The 21,782-nt window shown below is 66.4% G+C and carries 20 protein-coding genes and 2 tRNA genes; 4 read left to right on the top strand and 18 right to left on the bottom strand.

Features of this window, described 5'->3' with window-relative positions; translation table 11 throughout:
• Positions 1-8: 8 nt before the first annotated feature.
• The 7 genes from pgaA to WIX41_RS15545 form a co-directional block, all read right to left on the bottom strand.
• Positions 9-2,045: a poly-beta-1,6 N-acetyl-D-glucosamine export porin PgaA gene (gene pgaA / locus WIX41_RS15515; protein WP_339448996.1), complete on the bottom strand. Its 2,037-nt coding sequence runs from the start codon at positions 2,043-2,045 to the stop codon at positions 9-11.
• Positions 2,046-2,402: 357 nt separating this feature from the next.
• A complete protein-coding gene (locus WIX41_RS15520) occupies positions 2,403-3,614 on the bottom strand; it encodes a CynX/NimT family MFS transporter (RefSeq protein ID WP_339448997.1) in 1,212 nt (403 codons plus the stop codon).
• A 192-nt stretch (positions 3,615-3,806) separates the two neighbouring features.
• Positions 3,807-3,883: transfer RNA gene (locus WIX41_RS15525), tRNA-Pro, on the bottom strand.
• Positions 3,884-4,023: 140 nt separating this feature from the next.
• Positions 4,024-4,100: transfer RNA gene (locus WIX41_RS15530), tRNA-Pro, on the bottom strand.
• Between the two features lie 81 nt (positions 4,101-4,181).
• On the bottom strand, positions 4,182-4,295 hold the full coding sequence (gene cydX / locus WIX41_RS15535) for a cytochrome bd-I oxidase subunit CydX (RefSeq protein ID WP_339448998.1): 114 nt from the start codon (positions 4,293-4,295) through the stop codon (positions 4,182-4,184).
• Positions 4,296-4,376: 81 nt separating this feature from the next.
• On the bottom strand, positions 4,377-5,531 hold the full coding sequence (cydB, locus tag WIX41_RS15540) for a cytochrome d ubiquinol oxidase subunit II (RefSeq protein ID WP_339448999.1): 1,155 nt from the start codon (positions 5,529-5,531) through the stop codon (positions 4,377-4,379).
• A 15-nt stretch (positions 5,532-5,546) separates the two neighbouring features.
• Positions 5,547-7,136 (bottom strand): cytochrome ubiquinol oxidase subunit I, encoded by a 1,590-nt coding sequence (locus WIX41_RS15545; protein WP_339449000.1) that lies wholly within the window; start codon positions 7,134-7,136, stop codon positions 5,547-5,549.
• 228 nt (positions 7,137-7,364) lie between these two features.
• On the opposite strand from WIX41_RS15545, the gene cydD reads away from it, so the two are divergent.
• From cydD to WIX41_RS15565, 4 genes are all read left to right on the top strand, one after another.
• On the top strand, positions 7,365-9,095 hold the full coding sequence (gene cydD / locus WIX41_RS15550; protein ID WP_339449002.1) for a thiol reductant ABC exporter subunit CydD: 1,731 nt from the start codon (positions 7,365-7,367) through the stop codon (positions 9,093-9,095).
• Entirely contained in the window at positions 9,092-10,768 is a 1,677-nt protein-coding gene (cydC, locus tag WIX41_RS15555; RefSeq protein ID WP_339449003.1) for a thiol reductant ABC exporter subunit CydC, read from the top strand. Before cydD ends, cydC begins: the two co-directional genes overlap by 4 nt.
• A gap of 111 nt (positions 10,769-10,879) precedes the next feature.
• Positions 10,880-11,302: a hypothetical protein gene (locus tag WIX41_RS15560; protein WP_339449004.1), complete on the top strand. Its 423-nt coding sequence runs from the start codon at positions 10,880-10,882 to the stop codon at positions 11,300-11,302.
• A 160-nt stretch (positions 11,303-11,462) separates the two neighbouring features.
• The gene (locus WIX41_RS15565) at positions 11,463-13,010 is read left to right on the top strand and encodes an arylsulfatase (protein ID WP_339449006.1); all 1,548 of its coding nucleotides are present in this window, start codon (positions 11,463-11,465) and stop codon (positions 13,008-13,010) included.
• Positions 13,011-13,050: 40 nt separating this feature from the next.
• Here WIX41_RS15565 and WIX41_RS15570 read toward each other — a convergent pair whose 3' ends face one another.
• The 11 genes from WIX41_RS15570 to ccmA form a co-directional block, all read right to left on the bottom strand.
• On the bottom strand, positions 13,051-13,665 hold the full coding sequence (locus tag WIX41_RS15570) for a DUF1294 domain-containing protein (RefSeq protein WP_339449007.1): 615 nt from the start codon (positions 13,663-13,665) through the stop codon (positions 13,051-13,053).
• A gap of 3 nt (positions 13,666-13,668) precedes the next feature.
• Positions 13,669-14,781, bottom strand: a complete 1,113-nt coding sequence (gene metX / locus WIX41_RS15575; protein WP_339449008.1) for a homoserine O-acetyltransferase MetX — start codon at positions 14,779-14,781, stop codon at positions 13,669-13,671.
• Positions 14,782-14,898: 117 nt separating this feature from the next.
• Positions 14,899-15,903 carry a tetratricopeptide repeat protein gene (locus WIX41_RS15580; protein ID WP_409187516.1) on the bottom strand — a complete coding sequence of 335 codons (1,005 nt, stop codon included), beginning with the start codon at positions 15,901-15,903 and terminating at the stop codon, positions 14,899-14,901.
• Positions 15,897-16,334: a cytochrome c-type biogenesis protein gene (locus WIX41_RS15585; RefSeq protein WP_409187517.1), complete on the bottom strand. Its 438-nt coding sequence runs from the start codon at positions 16,332-16,334 to the stop codon at positions 15,897-15,899. Before WIX41_RS15585 ends, WIX41_RS15580 begins: the two co-directional genes overlap by 7 nt.
• Before the next feature lie 10 nt (positions 16,335-16,344).
• Complete coding sequence (locus WIX41_RS15590) at positions 16,345-16,869, bottom strand: DsbE family thiol:disulfide interchange protein (protein ID WP_409187518.1); 525 nt, start codon at positions 16,867-16,869, stop codon at positions 16,345-16,347.
• A gap of 91 nt (positions 16,870-16,960) precedes the next feature.
• On the bottom strand, positions 16,961-18,880 hold the full coding sequence (locus WIX41_RS15595) for a heme lyase CcmF/NrfE family subunit (protein WP_339449014.1): 1,920 nt from the start codon (positions 18,878-18,880) through the stop codon (positions 16,961-16,963).
• The gene (gene ccmE, locus WIX41_RS15600) at positions 18,881-19,342 is read right to left on the bottom strand and encodes a cytochrome c maturation protein CcmE (protein WP_339449016.1); all 462 of its coding nucleotides are present in this window, start codon (positions 19,340-19,342) and stop codon (positions 18,881-18,883) included.
• On the bottom strand, positions 19,339-19,524 hold the full coding sequence (locus WIX41_RS15605) for a hypothetical protein (RefSeq protein WP_339449018.1): 186 nt from the start codon (positions 19,522-19,524) through the stop codon (positions 19,339-19,341). Before WIX41_RS15605 ends, ccmE begins: the two co-directional genes overlap by 4 nt.
• Positions 19,521-20,288: a heme ABC transporter permease CcmC gene (gene ccmC / locus WIX41_RS15610; protein ID WP_339449020.1), complete on the bottom strand. Its 768-nt coding sequence runs from the start codon at positions 20,286-20,288 to the stop codon at positions 19,521-19,523. The genes WIX41_RS15605 and ccmC overlap by 4 nt, the downstream gene beginning before the upstream one ends.
• 46 nt (positions 20,289-20,334) lie before the next feature.
• Positions 20,335-21,030, bottom strand: a complete 696-nt coding sequence (gene ccmB / locus WIX41_RS15615; protein ID WP_339449022.1) for a heme exporter protein CcmB — start codon at positions 21,028-21,030, stop codon at positions 20,335-20,337.
• Entirely contained in the window at positions 21,027-21,716 is a 690-nt protein-coding gene (ccmA, locus tag WIX41_RS15620) for a heme ABC exporter ATP-binding protein CcmA (protein WP_339449024.1), read from the bottom strand. The genes ccmB and ccmA overlap by 4 nt, the downstream gene beginning before the upstream one ends.
• Positions 21,717-21,782: the final 66 nt, after the last annotated feature.

The following is a 21,782-nucleotide window of genomic DNA, read 5'->3' on the forward strand; positions in this document are numbered from 1 at the left end:
GTCGCATCTCATTGTCCCCAGCGCAGGCCGGCATCAAGGCCGATGTGTCGTTCACGGTTGCCGTCGTAGACCGGCCGCGACCAGCTGATGCCGTATTCGAAGATCCGGCCATCGGCCAGCTGCCACTCATGGCGGTATTCGGCCGAAGGCACCCGCGCACTGCCGTAGCCCTGCTGCCAGTAGTTGCCCAGCGACACCGTGAGGCGGTGGCGGAAGTGCCGCTCGTAGTGGCGCCACAGCTGCTGGTCCACGCGCAGCCCGATCTCTGCCGAGCGGTCTTCGGACGGATTGAAATAGGGCACGTCATCGCGACTGCCACGGCTGGCATACAGGCTGCCCAGGCCATCCAGCAGCAGGGTGGGGCGGGTCAGCAGGCGCTGTTGGATGCTGGTGCTGAGCGTGTCGCGGCGATTGCCATCGTCATAGCGGAACTGGCTGGCACCGGCGCTCCAGTGGGTGAGCTCGTTGCGGCGGTAATCCACCGCCAGCGCCACGCTGTCGGCGGTGATGCCCGAGACGCGTGCCTGCAGCGAGGCATCGGCATCGTTGCGTGCGGCGGTCGCCCCGGCATGCCAGGTGTCGCTGAACTGCCAGCCGAAGCCGGCGTTCAGGCCGGTATCGCCGATATCATCGTTGGCGCGGTTGACGAACGCTTCGGCATCCGCCCGCCCATGGCGGTAGCGCGTGCCCAGCCCGATCCGCAGCGGGTGGATGGTCTGGTCCTGGAAGTCCACGCTGCGGCGGTCGGCGAAGGTCACCACACGCCAGCGGTCGTCGATTACCGGCGACTGCACTTCAACGCCGTAACGCCCATCGTCGTTACCCAGTGGCGAGGTGCCGCCACCGCCTGAGCTGCGGCCACCTTCGGCGTAGGCATGCAGCTGCCAACCACGGTGCGCCTTCCAGCTGCGGTCCATGCGCTGCACCGAAGGCTGGTTGGGGTAGCGTTCCAGCAGCGAATCGTGGATCGGCCGGGCCAGGTCGTCGCGCTGCAGTTCCACGTAGGCCTCGTACTGGCCCAGGCGCGCCGGGACGTCGCGCGGGTCCAGCGTATTGGCCATGCTGTAGCGTTCCAGCGCCCGGCGTGGCCAGCCGCGCATCATGTACACGTTGCCCAGCGAGGATTGCGTGCCGCCGTTGGCCGGCGCCAGTTCCACCATCTTCTCCAGCTCGCGCTGGGCGGTGGGCAGGTCGCCGCTGTAGGCGCGGATCATGGCCAGGTTGAGGTCGGCTTCGTAGCGCGGCCAGTTGGCATACGGCGCGCGTGCATCGTTGGCCCAGCGCCAGGCCGGTTCCTGCGCCTGCCACTGGGTGAGCATGCCAATGGCCGTGCCGGCGCGCTCGCTTTCCAGGTGTGCGTAGGCCAGCTCGGCATGCACTTCGGAACTGCCCGGGTCGGCCTTGAGTGCCGCTTCCAGTACTGGAATGGCTTCTTCGGGGTGCTGGCTGGCCATCAGCGAATCGCCGACGGCGGCCATCAGGTAGTTGGGCAGCTCGTGGCCTTCCGCACGCAGGGCGAGGTATTGGTCGCGCACCTGTTCGTGGCGGCCCAGCCGGTTGAGCAGGATCAGACGGTCGAAGCGGATGCGCAGCGGCGCGGTCTGCACCGTGAGGCCATTGCGCTGCAGGTAGCGCTCCATCTGCGCCAATGCCGTTTCGGCTTCGTCCAGGCGGGTGTCTTCGCTGGTGCCGTAGGCCAGGCTCCAGCCGACCCGCTTGGCCAGGTAGTTGGCTTCAAAGCGCTGCTTCTGTGCCTCGTCGAACAGTTCCGGGCGCGCCTGGTAACGCTGCCACGCCAGGTGCGCGTTGCCGATGTCCGACAGCGTGAGTACCTGCAGGCGATAGAGCAGGTCATCGTCGGGTACGTCTACCTGCGCGCGTTCGATCGCGGCAAGCGCGTCCAGCCACTGCGCTTTATCGCGGTAGGTGCTGATCTCTGCCAGGTGGTCAGCCCGCGAGGTCGCCGCAGAAGCAGCTGGAACCGTCAGGCAAAGCGTGGCGCACGCCAGGCCGACGCAGAGCGCCAGCGGCCGATGGATGTACATGGAACCCCCGGGAGCATCCCTTCAAAAGAATCTACTTGTGCGTAAAGTGTGACGCACATCACATGCCAATCGTGCCCGAAGTGTCGTGTTTTTACAAATTTTTAACGAGCACAAAGGTCTCCGCAGCTGTGGAAACAGACGCGATCAATAATTCAAATGATTGATTTTAAAGGTAATTACGCCGCGTTCGCGGCCTCGTTCCGGGGGAAGTACACCCTGAAACTGTTCATCGGTCCTGCGGGTTGCGCACCGGGACCGACCGCACTGACCATTTCGCGTTGCGGGTCAGTTTCGGACACGCTGCGTCACAATGTGCGCACGGTATATGGGGCACCCGCATCGCATGCCCCGGTCAAATCACCACACGTCTTCGAGCTTCTGCGGCTTGCAGGCCACCCAGGACGCGCACAGCAACACCAGCGCACACACCAGCAGGAACCCGAACGGCAGATGCCAGCCGCCGCTGATCGAGTGCAGCCAGCCAAACAGGAACGGCCCCAGGCAGCTGAAGGCATAGCCCACGCCCTGCATGAAGCCGGACAACGCCGCTGAACCTGCAGGTGTACGCGTCCGCAGATTGATCAACGTCAATGCCAACGGGAACGTTGACGGCCCAATTCCCAACAGCACCGCCCACAACCACGGCGCTTTCATCGGCGCAAACAACAACCCGGCAAACGCAATCAAAAACGCGCTGAAACCGACAACCACCAACGGGAACGGATTGCGCAGGCGCACCGCCAATGCCGGCATCGTCAGCGACGGCAGCAGCCCCAGCCCGGCGAAGATCGCCACCATGATCCCGCCAAAGCGCGGCGTGGCCCCGGCTTCCACCACGATGCGTGGCAGCCAGGTGAACATCGAATAGGTCATCAACGAGGTCATGCCGAACATCAGCGCCATGCCCCACGCCAGTGGGGTACGCCAGACCTTGCCGTGCGGTTGGACGGCCGGATCGGCGGCGGTATCGAGCGGGTCCGGGTGCGGGCGGCGACGCGCCAGCGCGATCCAGGGCAGGGTGGCGGCCACTGCGAAGATCGCCCAGATGCCCAGCGACACCCGCCAGCCGGCCTGTTCGGCCAGTGGCACGGCCAGCAGCGCCGGCACCATCGTGCCCAGCTGCAGCACCGTGATGTAAAGCGTGCTCACCGTGCCCACGCGGTTGGCGAAATAGCGCTTCACCAGCGGCGGCACCACCACGTTGCCGATGCCCATGCCGGCCAGCGCCACCACCGAGCCGAACAGCAGGCTGCCCACGCCGCCGGCCATCGAGCGCAGCAGCAGGCCCGCCGCCGCCAGCGCCATGGCCAGCAGGGCCGTGCGCTCCAGGCCGATGCGGCGGGCCACCATCGGCGTGGTCACCCCGAACAGCGCGAACGAGGCGGTGGGCAGCATGCCCAGCACGCCGGTCATGGTGGTCCCGAAGCCGAAGGTCTGGCCCAGCTGGTCCAGCAGCGGGGTCACCGAGGTCACCGCCGTGCGCAGGTTCAGTGCGGCCAGCAGGATGGCGGTGAATGCCAGCACGCGTCCGCGCAGCAGGGACGTGGAATGGGGGGCGGCAGGGGTCATGGCAGGAATCTCTTGCAGGTGGCGCGGCACGTGGGGGTGCAGCGGATGTGCGGGCGCGCAGCGCCGACCGGGGCCAAACGCTGCGGCATTGTACCCGCCATGGAGCCACGCCCTGCGTGGCTGCTTCCGAACGACAAATACAAAAAAGCCCGGAGGACATAGGTCTTCCAGGCTTCAATGTGACCATTTGCATGGTCGGGGAGACAGGATTCGAACCTGCGACCTCTACGTCCCGAACGTAGCGCTCTACCAGACTGAGCTACACCCCGTAAGGAGCCGCCTATTGTATCGATCCCTCCCTTCGGCGGCAAGGGGGACCCTGTTGTTCACCTTCGGATGCCGTGTTGCCACGACCTTGACAAAAAAGCCTGGAAATCCATGTTTCCAGGCTTCAATGCGACCACCGGAGTGGTCGGGGAGACAGGATTCGAACCTGCGACCTCTACGTCCCGAACGTAGCGCTCTACCAGACTGAGCTACACCCCGAAGGAGCCGACAAGGATACGGTGCGAAGGGATTATCGGCAACCCTTTTCTACGGTGAAAAGCATCCGGCCAACGGCCGGGGCTACCGCACGTCGCGGTCGGTGGTGCCGACCTCTCGTGCTTCGAACCACATGCCGTTGAGGATGGCGGCGGCCGAGGCCAGGCCGGTGCCGAGGATCCAGGCGAAATACCACATATCTTTTCTCCCAATATGGGTACCGACCGTTGGTCGGTACCTACGGTTTGGTGCGTACCGACCAACGGTCGGTACGCCGTATCAATAAGCGTTCGGATTGTCGGCCATGTCTTCGGCCGTGGTCTTGCCCCTCATCACCCGGTAGACCCAGCTGGTGTAGGCAATCACGATCGGCAGGAAGATCACCGTCGCCACCAGCATGATGAACAGCGTGAGCTGGCTCGATGAGGCGTCCCACACGGTCAGGCTGGCACCGGGTTGGCTGGAGGACGGCAGCAGAAACGGGAAGATCGCAAAGCCTACCGTGAGGATGATGCCGGCAATGGATGCGCCCGATGCCAGGAACGCGGCCATTCCACGGCGGGCCCGCAGCAGCACTGCGCTGGCCAGTGCACCGGCCAGGCCCAGCAGCGGGAACACCAGGGTCAGCGGCATGCTGCTGTAGTTGCGCAGCCAGCCACCGGCCGCCGTGCCCACCGCTGCGGTCTTCAACAGCGGATTGGTCGGGCCGTCGGTCACCACCTGCGAGGTGATCTCATACCCTGGCAGGCCGAATGCCACCCATGCACCGCCAAGGGCGAACAGCACGAAGCTGAGCAGCGCGGCGATGCTGCCATAACGTGCCGACCGCTCGGCCACCGGGCCGTCGGTCTTGAGCACCAGCATGGCCGCGCCGTGCGACACCATCATGGCCACGCCCACCAGGCCGGCCAGCAGTGCGAACGGGGTGAGCAGGCCGAAGAACGAGCCGGTGTAGAAGATGCGCATGCTGTCATCGAAGTGGTATGGCACGCCCAGCAGCACGTTGCCCACCGCCACGCTGGCGATAAGCGCCGGCACCAGCCCGCCCACGAACAGCACCCAGTCCCACGTGGTGCGCCAGCGCTTGCCCGGCATCTTGCTGCGGTACTTGAAGCCCACCGGGCGCAGGATCAACCCGAACAACATGGCGAAGATCGCCAGGTAAAAGCCCGAGAAGCTCACCGCATACAGCGGCGGCCACGCGGCGAAGATCGCACCGCCGCCCAGCACCAGCCACACCTGGTTGCCTTCCCATACCGGGCCTACGGTGTTGATCACCAGCCGGCGTTCTTCATCGGTTCTGGCCACGAACGGGAGCAGGGTACCCACGCCCAGGTCGAAGCCGTCCATCACCGCCCAGCCGACCAGCAGGATGCCCAGCAGCAGCCACCAGATCACGCGCAGCGTGGTGTAATCAAGTCCAAGAATGTCCATTGGGGTTCTCCTGCCTTATGCCTGACCGGGAGCCGGTGCGGCGGCATTGTGGGGAAGCGGCGTGCGCGTAGGCTGCAGCGAAGGAAGGATGTCGGCCGGCCCGATCCGGATCGCCTTGAGCATCAGCTTCACCTCGATCACCAGCAGCACCGTGTACAGCGCGGTGAACACCGCCAGCGTGGTCAGGATTTCATGCAGGGCAAGGCCGGACGCTGCGTAGAAGGTGGGCAGCACGCCATCCACCGCCCACGGCTGGCGGCCGTATTCGGCCACGAACCAGCCGCATTCGATCGCAATCCACGGCGCCGGCATCGACCACACCGCCAACCGCAGGAACCAGCGCTTCTCATGGAAGGTGTTGCGGCAGGAGAAGTAGAAGGCCACCGCGAAGAACGCGATCAGGTAGAAGCCCAGCCCGGCCATGATGCGGAAGGTCCAGAACAGCGGCGCCACGCGCGGCACGGTATCCATTGCCGCCTTGGAGATTTCCTCCGGGGTGGCATTGAGGATGTCATCGCGGTAACGCTTGAGCAGCAGCCCATGGCCCAGATCCTGCCAATGGCGGTCGAACATCTCGCGCGCCTCGACGTCGTTCTTGTCCTTGCGCACGCGTTCCAGCGCACCGTAGGCCAGCTGCCCGCCCTTGATGCGGTGTTCGGCGCGCTCCACCAGTTCCAGGATGCCGGGAATGGGCTGGTTGAACGACCGGGTGGCGATCAGGCCCATCAGGTAGGGAATCCTGATCGCAAAGTCGTTCTGCTGGGTCTGCTGGTTGGGAATGCCGAAGGCGGTGAAGTCGGCCGGGGCACGCTCGGTTTCCCACATCGCTTCGATCGCGGCCAGCTTCATCTTCTGGTGTTCGCTGGCGGCATAGCCGCTCTCATCGCCCAGCACCACCACCGACAGCGACGACAGCAGGCCGAACGCGGCGGCCACTGCGAAGGAACGGCGGGCCATGTCCTTGTGCTTGTCGCGCAGCAGGTAGAACGCGCTGATGCCCATCACGAAGATCGCGCCGGTCACGTAGCCCGCACTGACCGTGTGCACGAACTTGGCCTGCGCCACCGGGTTGAACAGCACGGCGGCGAAATCCACCACTTCCATGCGCATCGTTTCCGGGTTGAACACCGCACCGGTGGGGTTCTGCATCCAGCCGTTGGCGATCAGGATCCACACCGCGGAGAGGTTGGTGCCCAGCGCCATGAACCACGTCACCGCCAGGTGCTTGACCGGGCTAAGCCGCTTCCAGCCGAAGAAGAACAGGCCGATCAGGGTGGCTTCCAGGAAGAACGCCATCAGCCCTTCGATCGCCAGCGGCGCACCGAAGATATCGCCCACGTAGTGGCTGTAGTACGACCAGTTCATGCCGAACTGGAATTCCATCACCAGGCCGGTGGCCACGCCGATGGCGAAGTTGATGCCGAACAGCGTGCCCCAGAACAGGGTCATCTGCCGCCAGACCGGTTTGCGGGTCATGACGTACACGCTTTCCATGATGGCCACCAGGAACGACAGGCCAAGCGTGAGGGGGACGAAAAGGAAGTGGTACATCGCGGTCAAAGCGAATTGCAGCCGCGACAGTTCTACGACTGTCGAATCGATCATGGCCTGGCTACCTCGTTGGGAGTTTTGCCGTATCAGGTGGCGGGAAGGGGGGTCTACGGGATGAATTCTGTGACCAGCAACTTCAAACAGCCTTGATTGAGATCAATGTATGAACAGGTAGATGCGCGGATCGTAGGCAACCCGTGCTGCGACCGCCTGCCGCACGGGGAGGGTACGCCGGCGCCCATTACAATGGTCGGCACCTCCTGTGGCCGCCAGTGACCCACTTTGAGCATACCCCCCGACGCGCCTGCCATCGAGACCTCCACCCTGCGCCGCCAGCGGCTGCAGTGGCTCAACGGCCTGGCTGCCAGTGCCCGCAGCCGTCGGCACCTGGCCGCGTTGTGTATCTGCACGTCTGGAGCGCTGCTGATCGGACAGGCTGCGGCCATTGCCTGGTTGATCCAGACCGTGCTGGTGGAACGCCGCCCGCTGGCCGCCGCCACCCCGGTGCTGCTGGGCCTGCTGGCGGTACTGGCGGTACGCGCCCTGCTGGGCAGCGCCACCCAGGCCGCCGCCGGGGACGTGGCCGATGCGGCCCGGCTGACGCTGCGCGAGCGGGTCTATCGCCGGTTGATGGCGCTGGGGCCGTTGTGGCTGCGCCAGCAGCGCAGCGGTGAGCTGGGCGAGCTGATGCTGGCCCACAGCGACGCGGTGGAGAGTTACTACGCCGGCTACCAGCCAGTGAGGATCGAAGTGGTGGTGGTGCCGCTACTGATCCTGCTGGCGGTGGCCTGGGTGGATTGGGTGGTGGCGCTGATCCTGCTGTTCACCGCACCGCTGGTGCCGTTCTTCATGATGCTGGTGGGCTGGGGGGCGGAAGCGGCCGGCCGGGCGCAGCTGGGCGAACTGGCGCGGATGAGCGGGCATTTCGCCGACCGGATCAAGGGGCTGGGCCTGTTGCGCCTGTATGGACGGGGTGAGGCCGAGCTGGAAGGCGTGGCCGCCGCTGCGGAAGGCGTGCGCGAGCGCACCATGAAGGTGCTGCGCATCGCGTTCCTGTCCTCCACCGTGCTGGAATTCTTTGCTTCGGTCAGCGTGGCGATGGTGGCGCTGTACCTGGGCCTGAGCTATCTGGGGTTGATGTCGCTGCATGCAGCGGTGCCCACCCTGGGGGCGGGCATGTTCTGCCTGCTGCTGGCACCGGAGTTCTATGCGCCGCTGCGGCGGCTGGCCGCGCATTACCACGACCGCGCCAATGCACTGGCCGCTGCCGCTGAAGTGGAGCGCCTGCTGGGCGAACTGCCGGCGCAGGCCGATGCACCCGAAGTGATGACCGCGCCAGCGCGGTCACCGGAACTGCTTGAAGAACATGCGCCGCCGGTGGTGGTACGCGACCTGGTGCTGCGCCCGGTAGGGGCCTTGCACGATGTGGTGCAGCAGCTCTCGTTCCAGATTGAAGCGGGCCAGCGGCTGGCCTTGGTCGGTCCCAGCGGCAGCGGCAAGAGCACGCTGCTGGAAGCACTGGCGGGTTGGTTGCCGCCGCGCGAAGGCAGCATCGTGCTGCGTCCGGGGCTGGAGGTCGGCTATGCCGGCCAGCGCCCATATCTGTTCCACGGCAGCATTGCCGACAACCTGCGCCTGGCCGACCCCGGGGTGAGCGATGCGCGGCTGCGCGCCGTGGCCGAAGCGGCACAGGTGATGCGCTTTGCCGCCCATCTGCCCGAGGGGCTGGATACCGTGATTGGCGAGCGTGGCTTTGGGCTGTCTGGCGGCGAGGCGCGACGGATCGGGTTGGCGCGGTTGCTGCTGCGTGATCCACAGCTGTTGCTGCTGGATGAGCCGACCGCGTTCCTGGACCCTGAAACGGAAGCCGCGCTGTTGCAGACGCTGGCTGCGTTCGCCCGCGACCGCGCGGTAGTGATCGCCACCCACAGCGAAACGGTGATGCATTGGGCCGATACGCGGCTTGCGTTGACCGCACAAGGCCGGGCACAGGCCATGGAGGAACCGGCATGAGCCTGGTTCGCGATGATTCCCTCAAGCAGGTGTTCGCCCGCCACCGCGGCCGCCTGCTGCTCACGGTGCTGCTGCTGTGGGCCACCATGCTGGCCGGCACCGCGTTGCTGGGTCTGTCCGGCGGCTTCCTCACGGCTGCCGCGCTGGCTGGTGCGGCCGGGCTGGGCAGTGGCTTCAACTTCTTCTCGCCGTCGGCCGGCATCCGTGGCCTGACCATGGCGCGGATCGTGTCGCGCTATTTCGAAAAGCTGGTCGGCCACGATGTCACCCTGCGCATCGCCCGCGACCTGCGCGTGTGGTTCTTCCGCCGCGCGCTGCCGCTGGCGCCGGCCCGGCTGGCCGGCATCCGCACCGGTGAGCTGCTGGCACGGCTGATGTCGGACATCGGCGAAGTGGATGGCCTGCTGGTGCGCGCCATCGGCCCGTTGCTGGCACTGGGCGGTGTGTCGCTGGTGGCGGTGGGTTCTGCCGCGCTGATCCACCCGCCGGCCGCGCTGCTGCTGGCGGTGCTGGCACTGCTCATCGGCGTGGGCGTGCCATGGCTGACCGTACGCGGTGCCGGCGGCCATGAGCGGGACCGCGCGCTGCACCGCGCGCAGCTGCGCACGCAATCGTTCGAGGGGTTGGAGGGCGCAGCCGACCTGACCGCGCTGCAGGCGCGCGAGCATTGGAACCTGCGCGTGCTGGTGGCGGCCAAACAGCTGCGCTCGCGCGACCGTCGCCGCCGCTGGCGGCTGGTGGGCGGCAACGCGCTGCATGGGGTGTGTGCATCGGTCGGGCTGGTGGGCATGTTGTGGGTGGCGCTGCGCGGGTTCGAGCGTGGTGCGATCGATGCAGCGTTGGCGGCGGCGCTGGTGTTCCTTACCGTGGCATTGATCGAGCTGTGGGCCGGTATCGGCCTGGCCTGGCAGTCCTGGTTGTCCGGGCGCGTGGCGGCTGCGCGGTTGGAAACCATCGTTGACCAGGCACCGGGTGTGGTCGATGCCGAGGCGCCGGTGGCGCTGCCGGTCCACCCGGCAACGCTGCAGTTGGAAAGGGTGGACTTCCGCTGGCCAGGACAGGGCAGGGCACTGCTGGATGGCGTGCAGCTCAAGCTGGAACCGGGCGACCGCATCGCCATCCGCGGCGACAGCGGCAGCGGCAAGACCACCTTGTCGTCGTTGCTGCTGCGCCTATGGGACCCCGATGGTGGCCGCGTGCTGTACGGCGGCCAGGACATCCGCAGCATTGCCCAGGCCGACTGGCACCGCCAGATCGCCTGGCTGCCGCAGCACGCGCCGGTGTTCGCCGGCAGCATTGCCGACAACCTTCGCTTGGGCGATGCGCAGGCCAGCGATGAGAGGCTGTGGCAGGTGCTGGCCGATGTGCGGCTGCATGCCTGGGCCGAGCGCATCGGGGGATTGCAGGCATGGGTAGGGGAGAATGGCGCCACCATGTCGGCCGGGCAGGCACGCCGGCTGGCGCTGGCCCGCGCGCTGCTGCGCGGTTCGCCGATTCTGTTGCTGGATGAGCCGACCGAAGGATTGGACGTGGACACGGCGCATGCGTTACTGCATGACCTGGTGGCCGCGTTGGGCGGGCGTAGTCTGGTGATGATCACGCATGACGAGTTACCCGACGGCATCGTGCACCGCAGTTTCAGGTTGCATGATGGAAGCCTGCGATCGGCATGATGGCCGCATCAGTAGTTGTACTGGGGGCTGCTACGTAAAACGGCCGTGGCTTGAATGCGCGCCGGTCTGGCAGTGTGTCTGCAGGCGCCATTGGGCTACCAGGAGCACGGCATGCGTGGATGGACGAGATGGTGTGCGGCAGCGGCGCTCTTTCACGCCGCGTCGTGCGCGGCTGCCCAGGCGCAGGAAACGGAAGCAGCCGCCACAGGGCAGGAAACGGCCGCACCCAAGGCCAGCATCTTCAAGGACCCGCACGACGGCCATTTCGACATGTCGCGCTGGCTGCTGGACCGCAAGGGCTTCCTGCCCGTGCCGGTGGTGATCAGCGACCCGGCGGTGGGTTATGGCGGCGGCGTGGCGCTGGCGTTCTTCCACCGCCCGGAAGGCGCCGCGCTGGAGCGTACCGCTACCGATGGTCGCAAGCAGATGATCCCGCCGAACATCTACGGCGTGGCGGGCATGAAGACCGAGAACGACGCCTTCGGCCCGGAAGACGACACCGTCTACGTGCAGGTAGGCAGCGCATGGCGCTGACAGCACCGGCAGGTACCGACCGGTGATCGGTACGCCGCATCTGCGAGCGACCCACCCACAGAACAGGAATTACTTAGCCTGCGTAAGTAAAAACACGCTGGCTGCCCCCCGACAGCGCAGGGATCATGCAGGAACCCGCCCCAGCACGTTGGAGAAATGAATGGCCACCGCCAAGAACAAAAAGCCCAATATCCTGGTCATCTGGGGCGATGACATCGGCATCTCCAACCTGAGCTGTTACTCGCACGGGCTGATGGGCTACCAGACCCCCAACATCGACCGCATCGCCCGTGAAGGCATCATGTTCACCGATTCCTACGGCGAACAATCCTGCACTGCCGGGCGCTCCTCGTTCATCACCGGGCAGAGCGTGCTGCGCACGGGTCTGTCGAAAGTGGGCATACCGGGCGCGCCGGTGGGCATGAGCGAGAAGATCGTCACCATCGCCGCGTTGCTGAAGAACGAGGGCTACACCACCGGGCAGTTCGGCAAGAACCACCTGGGCGACCTCAACCACATGCTGCCCACCAACCATGGGTTCGACGAGTTCTACGGCAACCTGTACCACCTCAATGCGGAAGAAGAGCCGGAGATGTACGACTACTTCCCCGAGGAAGAGTTCGGTGCCTTCATTGAAACCATCAAGCCGCGCGGTGTGATCCACAGCGTTGCGACCGACAAGGACGATGCCACCGAACAACCTCGCTGGGGCAAGGTGGGCAGGCAGAAAATAGAAGATACCGGTCCACTCGACCGCGAGCGCATGCTGACCTGCGACGACGATTTCGCTGGACGCGCGAAAGGCTTCATCAAGCAGGCCACCGATGATGAAACGCCGTTCTTCGTCTGGGTGAATTTCACCCACATGCACCTGTACACCCACACCAAGCCCGAAAGCCTGGGCCAGGCGGGGCGCTGGCAGTCGCCGTACCACGACACGATGATCGACCACGACAAGAACGTGGGCTCGCTGCTGGATTACCTGGACGAACTGGGCATCGCCGACGACACCCTGGTGGTGTACTCCACCGACAACGGCCCGCACCGCAACTCGTGGCCGGACGGCGGCATGACCCCGTTCCGCAGCGAGAAGGACACCAATTGGGAAGGGGCGTTCCGCATTCCGCTGGTGGCACGCTTCCCCGGCAAGATCAAGCCGGGCACGATCTCCACCGAAATCGTGCAGCACCACGACTGGCTGCCCACCTTCCTGGAAGTGGCCGGCAACAAGACGGTGGTGGACGACCTCAAGAAGGGGGTCAAGGCGATCGGGCGCACCTACAAGAACCACATCGACGGCGTGAGCCTGTGGTCGTACCTGACCGGCAAGGCCGAACACTCGCCGCGCAAGCTGTTCGTCTACATTTCCGACGACGGCGACACGCTGGGCCTGCGGTACGACAACTGGAAGGTCACCTTCATCGAACAGCGCTGCAAAGGCACGATGGCGGTCTGGGGCGAACCGTTCACCCCGATGCGCATCCCCAAGATCTACAACCTGCGCACCGATCCCTACGAGTTCGCCGATGTCACCTCGAACACCTATTGGGACTGGTACATCAACCACGTCTACATCGTGTACGGGGCCATTGCGTTGTTGACGAAGTTCAACGACACCTTCAAGGAGTTCCCGAAGATCCAGAAGCCGAACACGTTCACCGCCGACCAGGCGATTGCAACGTTGAACGACGCGGTGGCCGGGAAGTAGGCCTTCCCGCCAGGGCCGGCCGTTGGCCGGCCCTCCTGCGTCATCCGGCGACGCGCAGTCCGCCGCTGGCAAGCCACGCCAACGCGGCGAGATTGATCACCACCGCCCCCCAGAACGTGACCTGGAACGATAGCTTGCGGTTTTTGTGCCGCAGGGTTGCCTGCGCCAACAGTGCGCCCGGCCATCCGCCAGACAAGGCCAGCAACTGCAACACCTTTTCCGGCGTGCGTTGCCGATCACGTTGCGCCGCGCTCTTGTCGTGCCAGTAGACCAGGAAGGTGAGAATGCTCAACCCCAGGTAAAGTGCGACAATCCAGGCCGGGCAGTGCCCAAGCACCGTGGCTGCCACCACGCCCGCCAGGAACAGCAGGGCGATGGCGCGTCGCGGCATCCGGTCACGCCCGCCGTTGCCCTTGCTGGCCGTGCCCACCCGGAGTCCATCACGCTGCAGGGCGAATCGCACATTGGCGGCATTCAATCGACCCTGGGCATCGCGTTGCACCTCATAGGTGATCACGTCACCCAGCACAGGTCGTCGGTCGCGTGCCGAGAACGCACCGATGTGCACGAAGCAGCGGTCACCGCCCCCATTGGGCTGCACGAAGCCAAACCCGCGGGCGTCATTCCAGTCGCTCAGCCTGCCCTGCTGGCGCATGGCTCAGAGCGCGTCCAGGAACGTGCGCACTGCCGGCCCGAACCGCTCGAAGTCGACCAGGAACGCATCGTGGCCCTGCGGCGACTCCAGCCCGATGAACTGCGCATCGGCACCGCCGGCACGCAGGCCGTCGGCGATCTGCTGCTGTTGCTGCACCGGGAACAGGATGTCGGTGTTGGCGCCGATCGCCAGCGCCTTTTCCACGCGGATCTGCGCAAGACCGGCCATCACATCGCCGTCGGCGTATTCGGCCAGGTCGAACCAGTCCATTGAACGGCTGAGGTAGAGATAGCAGTTCGGATCGAAGAAGCGCACGAAGCGGCGTGCGTGACCTTCCAGGTAGCTTTCGACCTGGAACTCGAGCCCGAACGGGTCATCGTCGGCCTGGTCCGAATCCAGCCGCACACGGCCGAAGCGACCGTCCCATTCCAGCGCGGAACGGTAGGTGATCACGCCGAGCTTGCGCGCCATGCGCATGCCCGATTCGGGATAGTGCGCATCGCTGTAGCGTCCGCCGTTCCATTGCGGGTCCAGCCGGATCGCCTCACGCTGCAGTGAGCGGATCGCAATCGAGAACGGCAGCGCCTGTGCGCTGCCGGAAATGTTGATGTGGCTGCGCGCGATACCCGGGTGCAACAGCAGTACCGCCAGCGCGGTCATGCCGCCCATCGAATTGCCGATCACGCAGGCCAGCTGGGTGATGCCCAGTGCCTGCACCAGATCCACGGCGGCGCGGGCGCCATCTTCGATGGACAGTTCGGGGAATTGCAGCCGGTACAGCTCGCCGCTGGCCGGGTCCACGGTGGCCGGGCCGGTGGAGCCCTTGCAGCTGCCCAGCGAGTTCACGCAGACCACGAACCAACGGTCGCTGTCGATCGCCTTGCCCGGTCCAAGCATGCCTTCCCACCAGCCGGGCGCGGGGTTGCCGTCATTGGCGGCGGCATGCGCGTCGGGCGACAGGCCGGTGACGATCAGCACCGCGTTGCTGGCGTCGGCGTTGAGCGTGCCCCAGGTTTCATAGGCCACGTGCGCACCGTGCAGCTGGCCGCCGCGCTTGAACGCGAAGGGCGAGGGCAGGGCATGGTAGCGGGTGCCGGGCGGGATGAATTCGGTCATGGGGTCAGTTTAACTGGGCCGGGCGGTTGTGCCGTGGTGATGGGCGGCATGGTGTGTCGCGTAGAGCCACGCCCTGCGTGGCTTCGCGGTGTCGGACGGATGCGGCGCGGCGTGGATCTACGGCGCGATGACCAACTTGATCGTGCCTTCGTGCGGCAAGATCACCTGCACCGCCTTCGAATCCACATCGCCCTCCTGCCGGCTGGCGGTTCCCGAGGCCGAAAGCCGCGCGAACACCTCCACTTCCTTCAGCGACGACAGCGTCGCCGTAGGCATCGGGCTGTCGGCATCATCCAGTCGGATACGCAACGGCAATGCTGTCGCCGGGTGCTTCTCCACGGCCACCGGCATCGGTGGCCCACCGGGCATCCGTGCGATCACGAACACCTGCGTACCAGCGGCCAACGCCTTGCCCGCACTGGATGCAGGGTCCAGCGTTACCTCGATATCCAATCCCACCGAGGACGAAGCAGCGTCAGGCGCCGCAGTTGGCATGCCCGCTTTTTCCCGTGCAATCGCAATCTGCTCGCGCAGCGCAGTGGCAGCTGCCGGCTCCAACCGGGGCAGCAGCGCTTCCCACGTAGCTGCGGCCTCGGCATCCTGCCCGCGCTGCCGCTGGGCGATGCCGATCAGCCAGCCGGCGCGTTCGCTGGCAGGATCCAGCTGCTGGGCGTGGCGCAGCCACTGCAGGCCGACGTTGTCGAACCGCTTGGCCGGGTCGGCCTGCGCACGCGCCTGCGCGGCTTCCACCAGCACGGGCACTTCATCCGGGGCAAGCGCCACGGCACGCGCGAAGGCCTGGTTGGCCTTTTCGGTGTTGCCCAGCGCCAGCTCTGAACGGCCGAGCAGCGCCCAGCCATCGGCGCGCTGCGGATCGCGCTCCAGCGCCTGTTCCAGCTCGCGCACACCCTGCTCCAACGAAGCGGGACCTCCAACGGCGACGACATCGGCGGCCTTCGGCGTGCCCACCAGCATGTACAGCGCCACACCGGCCATGCCAACGGCGATCACCGCCGCCAGGAACGGCCCGCGCCGCCCGCTGCTTCGCAGCGGCCACAGCACCACCATGGCCACCACGGCGGCGGCCAGGCCGGCAATCATCTGCATCCACGCGCTCACCAGCGCTCCTCGCTGTAGCCCATCGGTTGCACCTGGCGGCTGCGCCGGCGTACCACCCACACCAGCACGCCGGCACCGACCAGTACCAGCACCAGCGGCCCGAACCACAGCACGCTGTTGCGGGTATCCATCAGCGGGCGGTACAGCACGAATTGCCCGTAACGGTCCACCAGGAACTGCTTGATCTGTGCATCGCTGTTGCCCTGCTGCATCAACATGAGCACTTCGCGGCGCAGGTCGTGCGCGATCTGCGCGTTGGAATCGGCCAGGGACTGGTTCTGGCATTGCACGCAGCGCAGCTCGGCAGCCAGCGCATGGAAGCGCGCTTCTTCGGTTACATCGCGGTACTGCAGCGGGGTCGGGTCGGACACCGCCTGGGCAGCGGCGATCAACGGCAGCAGCAGGGCCACTGCCAGCAGCCCCGCGCGCAGCAGGCGCCGCAGGTTACGGCGCGGCAGGCAGGGCACGTTGCGGTTGTGCATTGGCACGCTCCAGCTTCTCCAGCTCGGGCAGCAGTTGGGTATCGATCACGCGCTGGGTGAGCGCGCCGCTGTACTTCCAGCGCACCACGCCGCTGGCATCCACCAGGAAGGTTTCCGGCGCGGCGGTCACGCCCCAGTCGATGGCGGTGCGGCCTTCGACGTCGGCCAGCACCAGCACGAACGGATTGCCCAGCTGTTCCAGCCAGCGCAATGCATCGGCCGGTTCGTCCTTCCAGTTGTAGCCGATCACGCGCACGCGCTTGGTTTCGGCAAAGCGGGTCAGGATCGGGTGTTCTTCGCGGCAGGCCGCGCACCAGCTGCCCCACACGTTGAGCACGTAGGGGGCGCCGCGCAGCTGGTTGCTGCTGACGGTGACGGTGGGGTCGTGCAGCACCGGCAATTCGAAGGCCGGGGCCGGCTTGCCGATCAGCGCCGAGGGCAGGATGTCGCGGTCGGGCGCGCCGGATTTCATCACCCCGTACACCATCAACCCGAGCAGCCCGAAGAAGAACAGCACGCCGATGACGATGGCAACGGGCGGCAGCGGGCGTGAGGCGGGGCGGGGGGCGGACACGGAACTACTCCTTCAAACGGCGGAAACGGCGATCGGTGGCGGTGACGAAACCGCCCAGCGCCATCAGCAGTGCGCCCAGCCAGACCCAGCGCACGAAGGGTTTGACGTGCACGCGCACCGCCCAGGCATTGTTGCCCAGCGCCTCGCCCAGTGCCACGTAAACATCGCCGCGCACGCGGGCAAGGATGCCGGCTTCGGTCATGATCTGGCCGCCGCTGGCATAGGCGCGCTTTTCAGGGTGCAGCAGAGCCAGCTCGCGCCCACCGTGCAGCACCCGCACATGGCCACGGTCGGCCACGTAGTTGGGGCCCTGCTGGTGGTCCGCGCCTTCAAAACGCAGGGTGTAGCCGCTGACCTCAAGGGTCTGCCCCGGGCTCAGCGCCACTTCGCGCTGCACGTTCAGGGCTTCCACCAGCAACGCGCCGACCAGGAACACGGCCACGCCGGTATGGGCCAGCAGCATGCCGATCATTTCCGCATTGAAGCGGCCATTGCCACGCAGGCGGGTCCAGATGAAGCGTGCGGTGCCCAGCGCCACCCACGCGGCGGCGGCGACGCCGGCAGCGGCCTTGAGCTTGCCTTGCGGTGCCATGAACCACGCCAGCACGCCCAGCAGCAAGGCCAGCACCGCCCACGGTGCCAGCAGCGCCAGCCGCTTCGAGGCCTGGTCGCGCTGCCAGTTGACCAGCGGCCCGAACGGCAGCAGCGCCACCAGCGGCGCCATCAACACGATGAACAATGTGCCGAAGTAGGGCGGCCCCACCGAGACCTTGCCCATGCCCAACGCGTCGGCCAGCAACGGGTACAGCGTACCCAGCAGCACCATGGCGCAGGCGCCGGCCAGCAGCAGGTTGTTGGCCAGCAGCAGGGTTTCGCGCGAGGTGGGCATGAAGCCCCGGCGTGGGTCGTCGTTGCCCAGTGCGCCGGCGCGCAGGGCATACAGCAGCAGCGACGCGCCGATCACCAGCGCCAGGAACGCCAGGATGAAGGCGCCCCGAGAGGGATCGGCCGCGAACGAATGCACGCTGGTGAGCACGCCCGAACGCACCAGGAACGCGCCCAGCAGCGACAGGGCGAACGCGGCGATGGCCAGCAGCAATGTCCAGCTGGCAAAGCTGCCCCGTTTTTCGGTGACGGCCTGCGAATGGATCAACGCGGCGCCGACCAGCCACGGCATGAAGCTGGCGTTCTCCACCGGGTCCCAGAACCACCAGCCGCCCCAACCCAGCTCGTAATACGCCCACCAGCTGCCAAGGGCGATGCCCAGGGTGAGGAAGCCCCAGGCCACGTTGGTCCACGGCCGGGTCCAGCGCAGCCAGCGTGCATCGACGCGACCGTCGAGCAGGGCGGCGATGGCGAAGGCGAAGGGCACCGCGAAACCCACGTAGCCGATGTACAGCATCGGTGGGTGGATGATCAGGCCCGGGTCCTGCAGCAACGGATTGAGGTCGCGGCCCTCAAGGGGGGCAGGCACCAGCCGCGCGAACGGGTTGGAGGTGAAGAACAGGAAGGCGATGAAGCCCAGGCTGATGATGCCCATCACCCCCAGCACCCGCGCGCGCACGGTATCGGGCAGGCGTTGCGACCACAGCGCCACCGCGCCGCCCCACAATGCCAGCACCACCACCCACAGCAGCAGCGAGCCTTCGTGCGCACCCCATACCGCCGAATAGCGATAGGCCAACGGCAGCAGGCTGTTGGAGTTTTCGGCGACGTAGCCCACCGAGAAATCCTGCTGCACGAAGGCCACGGTGAGCAGCGCGAAGGCGCCCAGCAGCGCGATCAGCTGGACGAACGCGGCCGGGCGGGCCACGGCCATCCATGCCGTGCGTTGCCGCTGCGCGCCCCACAGCGGCAGCACCGCCTGCAGCAACGCTGCCAGCAACGCACACCCCAGCAGGACCTGCCCCAGCTCAGGCAGCACTCAGCGTTCCTCCACGGCGGGCACTGGCACGTCGTGTTTGCTGTGGGCCTGGCCCATCTTGTCGGCCACTTCCTTGGGAATGTAGTTCTCGTCGTGCTTGGCCAGCACTTCATCGGCGATGAAGGTGCCGCCCTGCAGGCGGCCCAGGGCGACCACGGCGGAATCTTCGCGGAACATGTCCGGCAGGATCCGCGAGGTGGTCACCGGCAGCGTGGCATCGCCATCGGTCACCACGAAATGCGCTTCCAGCGACCCTTCGGCGCGCTGGAACGACCCCTTTACCACCATGCCGCCCAAGCGGAAATTGGACTGCGTGCCCTGTTCGCCGCGCAGCACTTCGGAAGGCGTATAGAGGTAGGCGATGTTGCGCTGGAGCGCGAAGGCTACCAGCGTGGTGGCCAGGCCCGACGCGAGCAGCAGCAGCAGCACCCAGAACAGGCGTCGGCGTTGAACCGGCGTCATCGGCTCAATTCCGTGGTCAGCGGCGCGGCAGGCGGGGATCCATCCCGGGCACGCAGCCGCGCGGCGCGGCGCACGGCCTGGCCGCGCGCGCTGCGCAGGCGCAGCCAGGAACCCAACGCGTCGGCGGCCAGCACCAGTACGAACACCGAGAACGCGGCAATGATGAAGGGAACGTGGGTCATCGCGGCAGTTCTCCCGTGGGCAGGGTGTCCAGGCGCTCGGCCACCCAGGCTTTGCCGGCTTCACGGCTCAGGTTGTCGGCGCGGGCCTTGGCCAGCAGCGAGCCGACGAACCACAACTTGGTGGCCACCACCATCCACCACAATGGGGCGATCAGTTCGGGGCGCACGGCATTTTCGCCGAACACGTTCACCGACTGGCGCTGGTGCAGGCCGCCCCACCAGTCCACCGAGTAGCGGATGATCGGCAGCAGGCCCACCCCGACGATGGCCAGCAGGCCGGCCGCGCGCGCGGCGCTGCGGCGGTCTTCAATGGCGTGGTACAGGCCGATCACGCCCAGGTACAGGAACAGCAGGATCAGTTCGCTGGTCATGCGCGGGTCCCAATCCCACCAGGTGCCCCAGGTGCCTTTGCCCCAGATGCTGCCGGTGAGCAGGGTGATCAGGGTGAAGCCGGCGCCCATCGGCGCGCAGGCCATGGCCAGGATTTCGCAGATCTTGATCCGCCAGACCAGCGCGATGGCCGAATACAACGCCATCAGGGCGAATACGAACAGGCTCATCCAGGCGCTGGGCACATGGATATAGATGATGCGGAAGGCGTCGTTCTGGGTCTGCTCGGCAGGCACCACCCACAGCCCCTGCCAGATGCCGATCAGCAGCACCGGCACGGCGGCAACGTAGAACACCCGCGACCAGCGCGATGCGAAGCGGTCGAAGGTGGGGGGTGAACCCAGTTGGTGGAACCAGCGGATAAAGCTGTTCATTTAGCGATGGCTATCCAGCGAAGGGCGAAGAACCAACCAGAACGTATCAACTCAACGAAATCCGTATCGCCGCCGCGGTAGCCAGCGGCGCCAACACCAGCGCCACGACCAGACCCGCACCGAGCAGCAGCAACGCCCCCACCGGATCTTGACCGCGCGCGGCAGCAGCCACACTGCCGGCACCGAACACCAGCACCGGAACAAACAGCGGCAATGCCAGCAACGCCACGAGAATACCAGAGCGTCGGATGCTCACTGTCAGCGCCGCCACCACCCCGCCGATCAGGCTGAGCAGTGGCGTGCCGAGCAGCAACGATGCCAGCAGTATCGGCAGTTGGTCATGTGGCAGATGCAGCATTTCGGCAAAAAGCGGGCTGACCACGATCATCGGCAGGGCGGTGGTGGCCCAGTGCACCAGCACCCGCACCAGCACCAGCCAGGCCAACGGAACTGGCGCCAGCAGCCATTGTTCGAGCGAACCATCTTCGGCATCGCTGCGGAACAGGCTGTCCAGCGAGAGCTGGCCGGCCAGCAGCACGGCCAGCCAGAGCACGGCGGCAGCGACCTTGGCCATCATCGGCGGATCGCGGCCCAAGGCCAACGCGAACAGCACCACCACCAGCAGCGCGAACAGCAGCGGCTGCAGCGCATCGCCCCGGCGCCGCCACAGCAGGCGCAGGTCGCGGCCGGCCAGGGCACGCGCGGTCTGCCACAAGCCCGGTTGGGTACCCGGCGCGATCATGCATCACCTCCGGCGGCAGGCACATGTTCCGGTAGTGCCGGACCATGACCGGCAGAGCCCAACGTCACCAACCGCGTCCGCACCGGCGGCGCTGCATAGGCCCCATGGGTAGTCACCAGCGCCGCCCCACCACTGCGCAGATGCGCGGAAATCATCCGGTTGACCAGATTGATGCCATCCAGGTCCAGATTGGCGTAAGGCTCATCCAGCAGCCACAGCGGGGCAGGCGACAACCAGATCCGCGCCAGCGCCAGGCGTCGTTTCTGGCCAGCCGACAACTGCCGCACCAGCGTGTCCTCGAACCCGGCCAGGCCGACGATGGCCAGCGCGTTGCCCGGCATCTGCCGTGCACGGCGGCCGTGCAGGCCGCACAGGAAGTCCAGGTTCTCCAGTGCGTCCAGGTCCGGCTTGAGCGCGGGCAGGTGGCTCAGGTAGGCCACGAACTGCGCTCGCTCGCGGTGGCCGGCCGGTCGGCCATCAATCTGGATCGTCCCGCTGTCCGCCCGCAGCAGCCCGGCCAGCACCCGCAGCAGGGTGGTCTTGCCGGCGCCGTTGTCGCCCTGCACCAGCAGCGCCTCACCCGCATCCACGTGCAGGTCCAGCGGCCCGAACACCGGTTCATCGTTGCGACTGAAGGCCAGGCCATGGGCGGCCAGCAGCGGAGGGGAATTCGAAGAATTCAGCATCGCAGCAGTGTACCGGCGGATTGATCCCGATCCCAACGGGCCCGTAACGGTTCGCGCCCCATGGTC

The organism is Stenotrophomonas sp. AB1(2024), from assembly GCF_037482345.1.
Lineage (GTDB): Bacteria > Pseudomonadota > Gammaproteobacteria > Xanthomonadales > Xanthomonadaceae > Stenotrophomonas.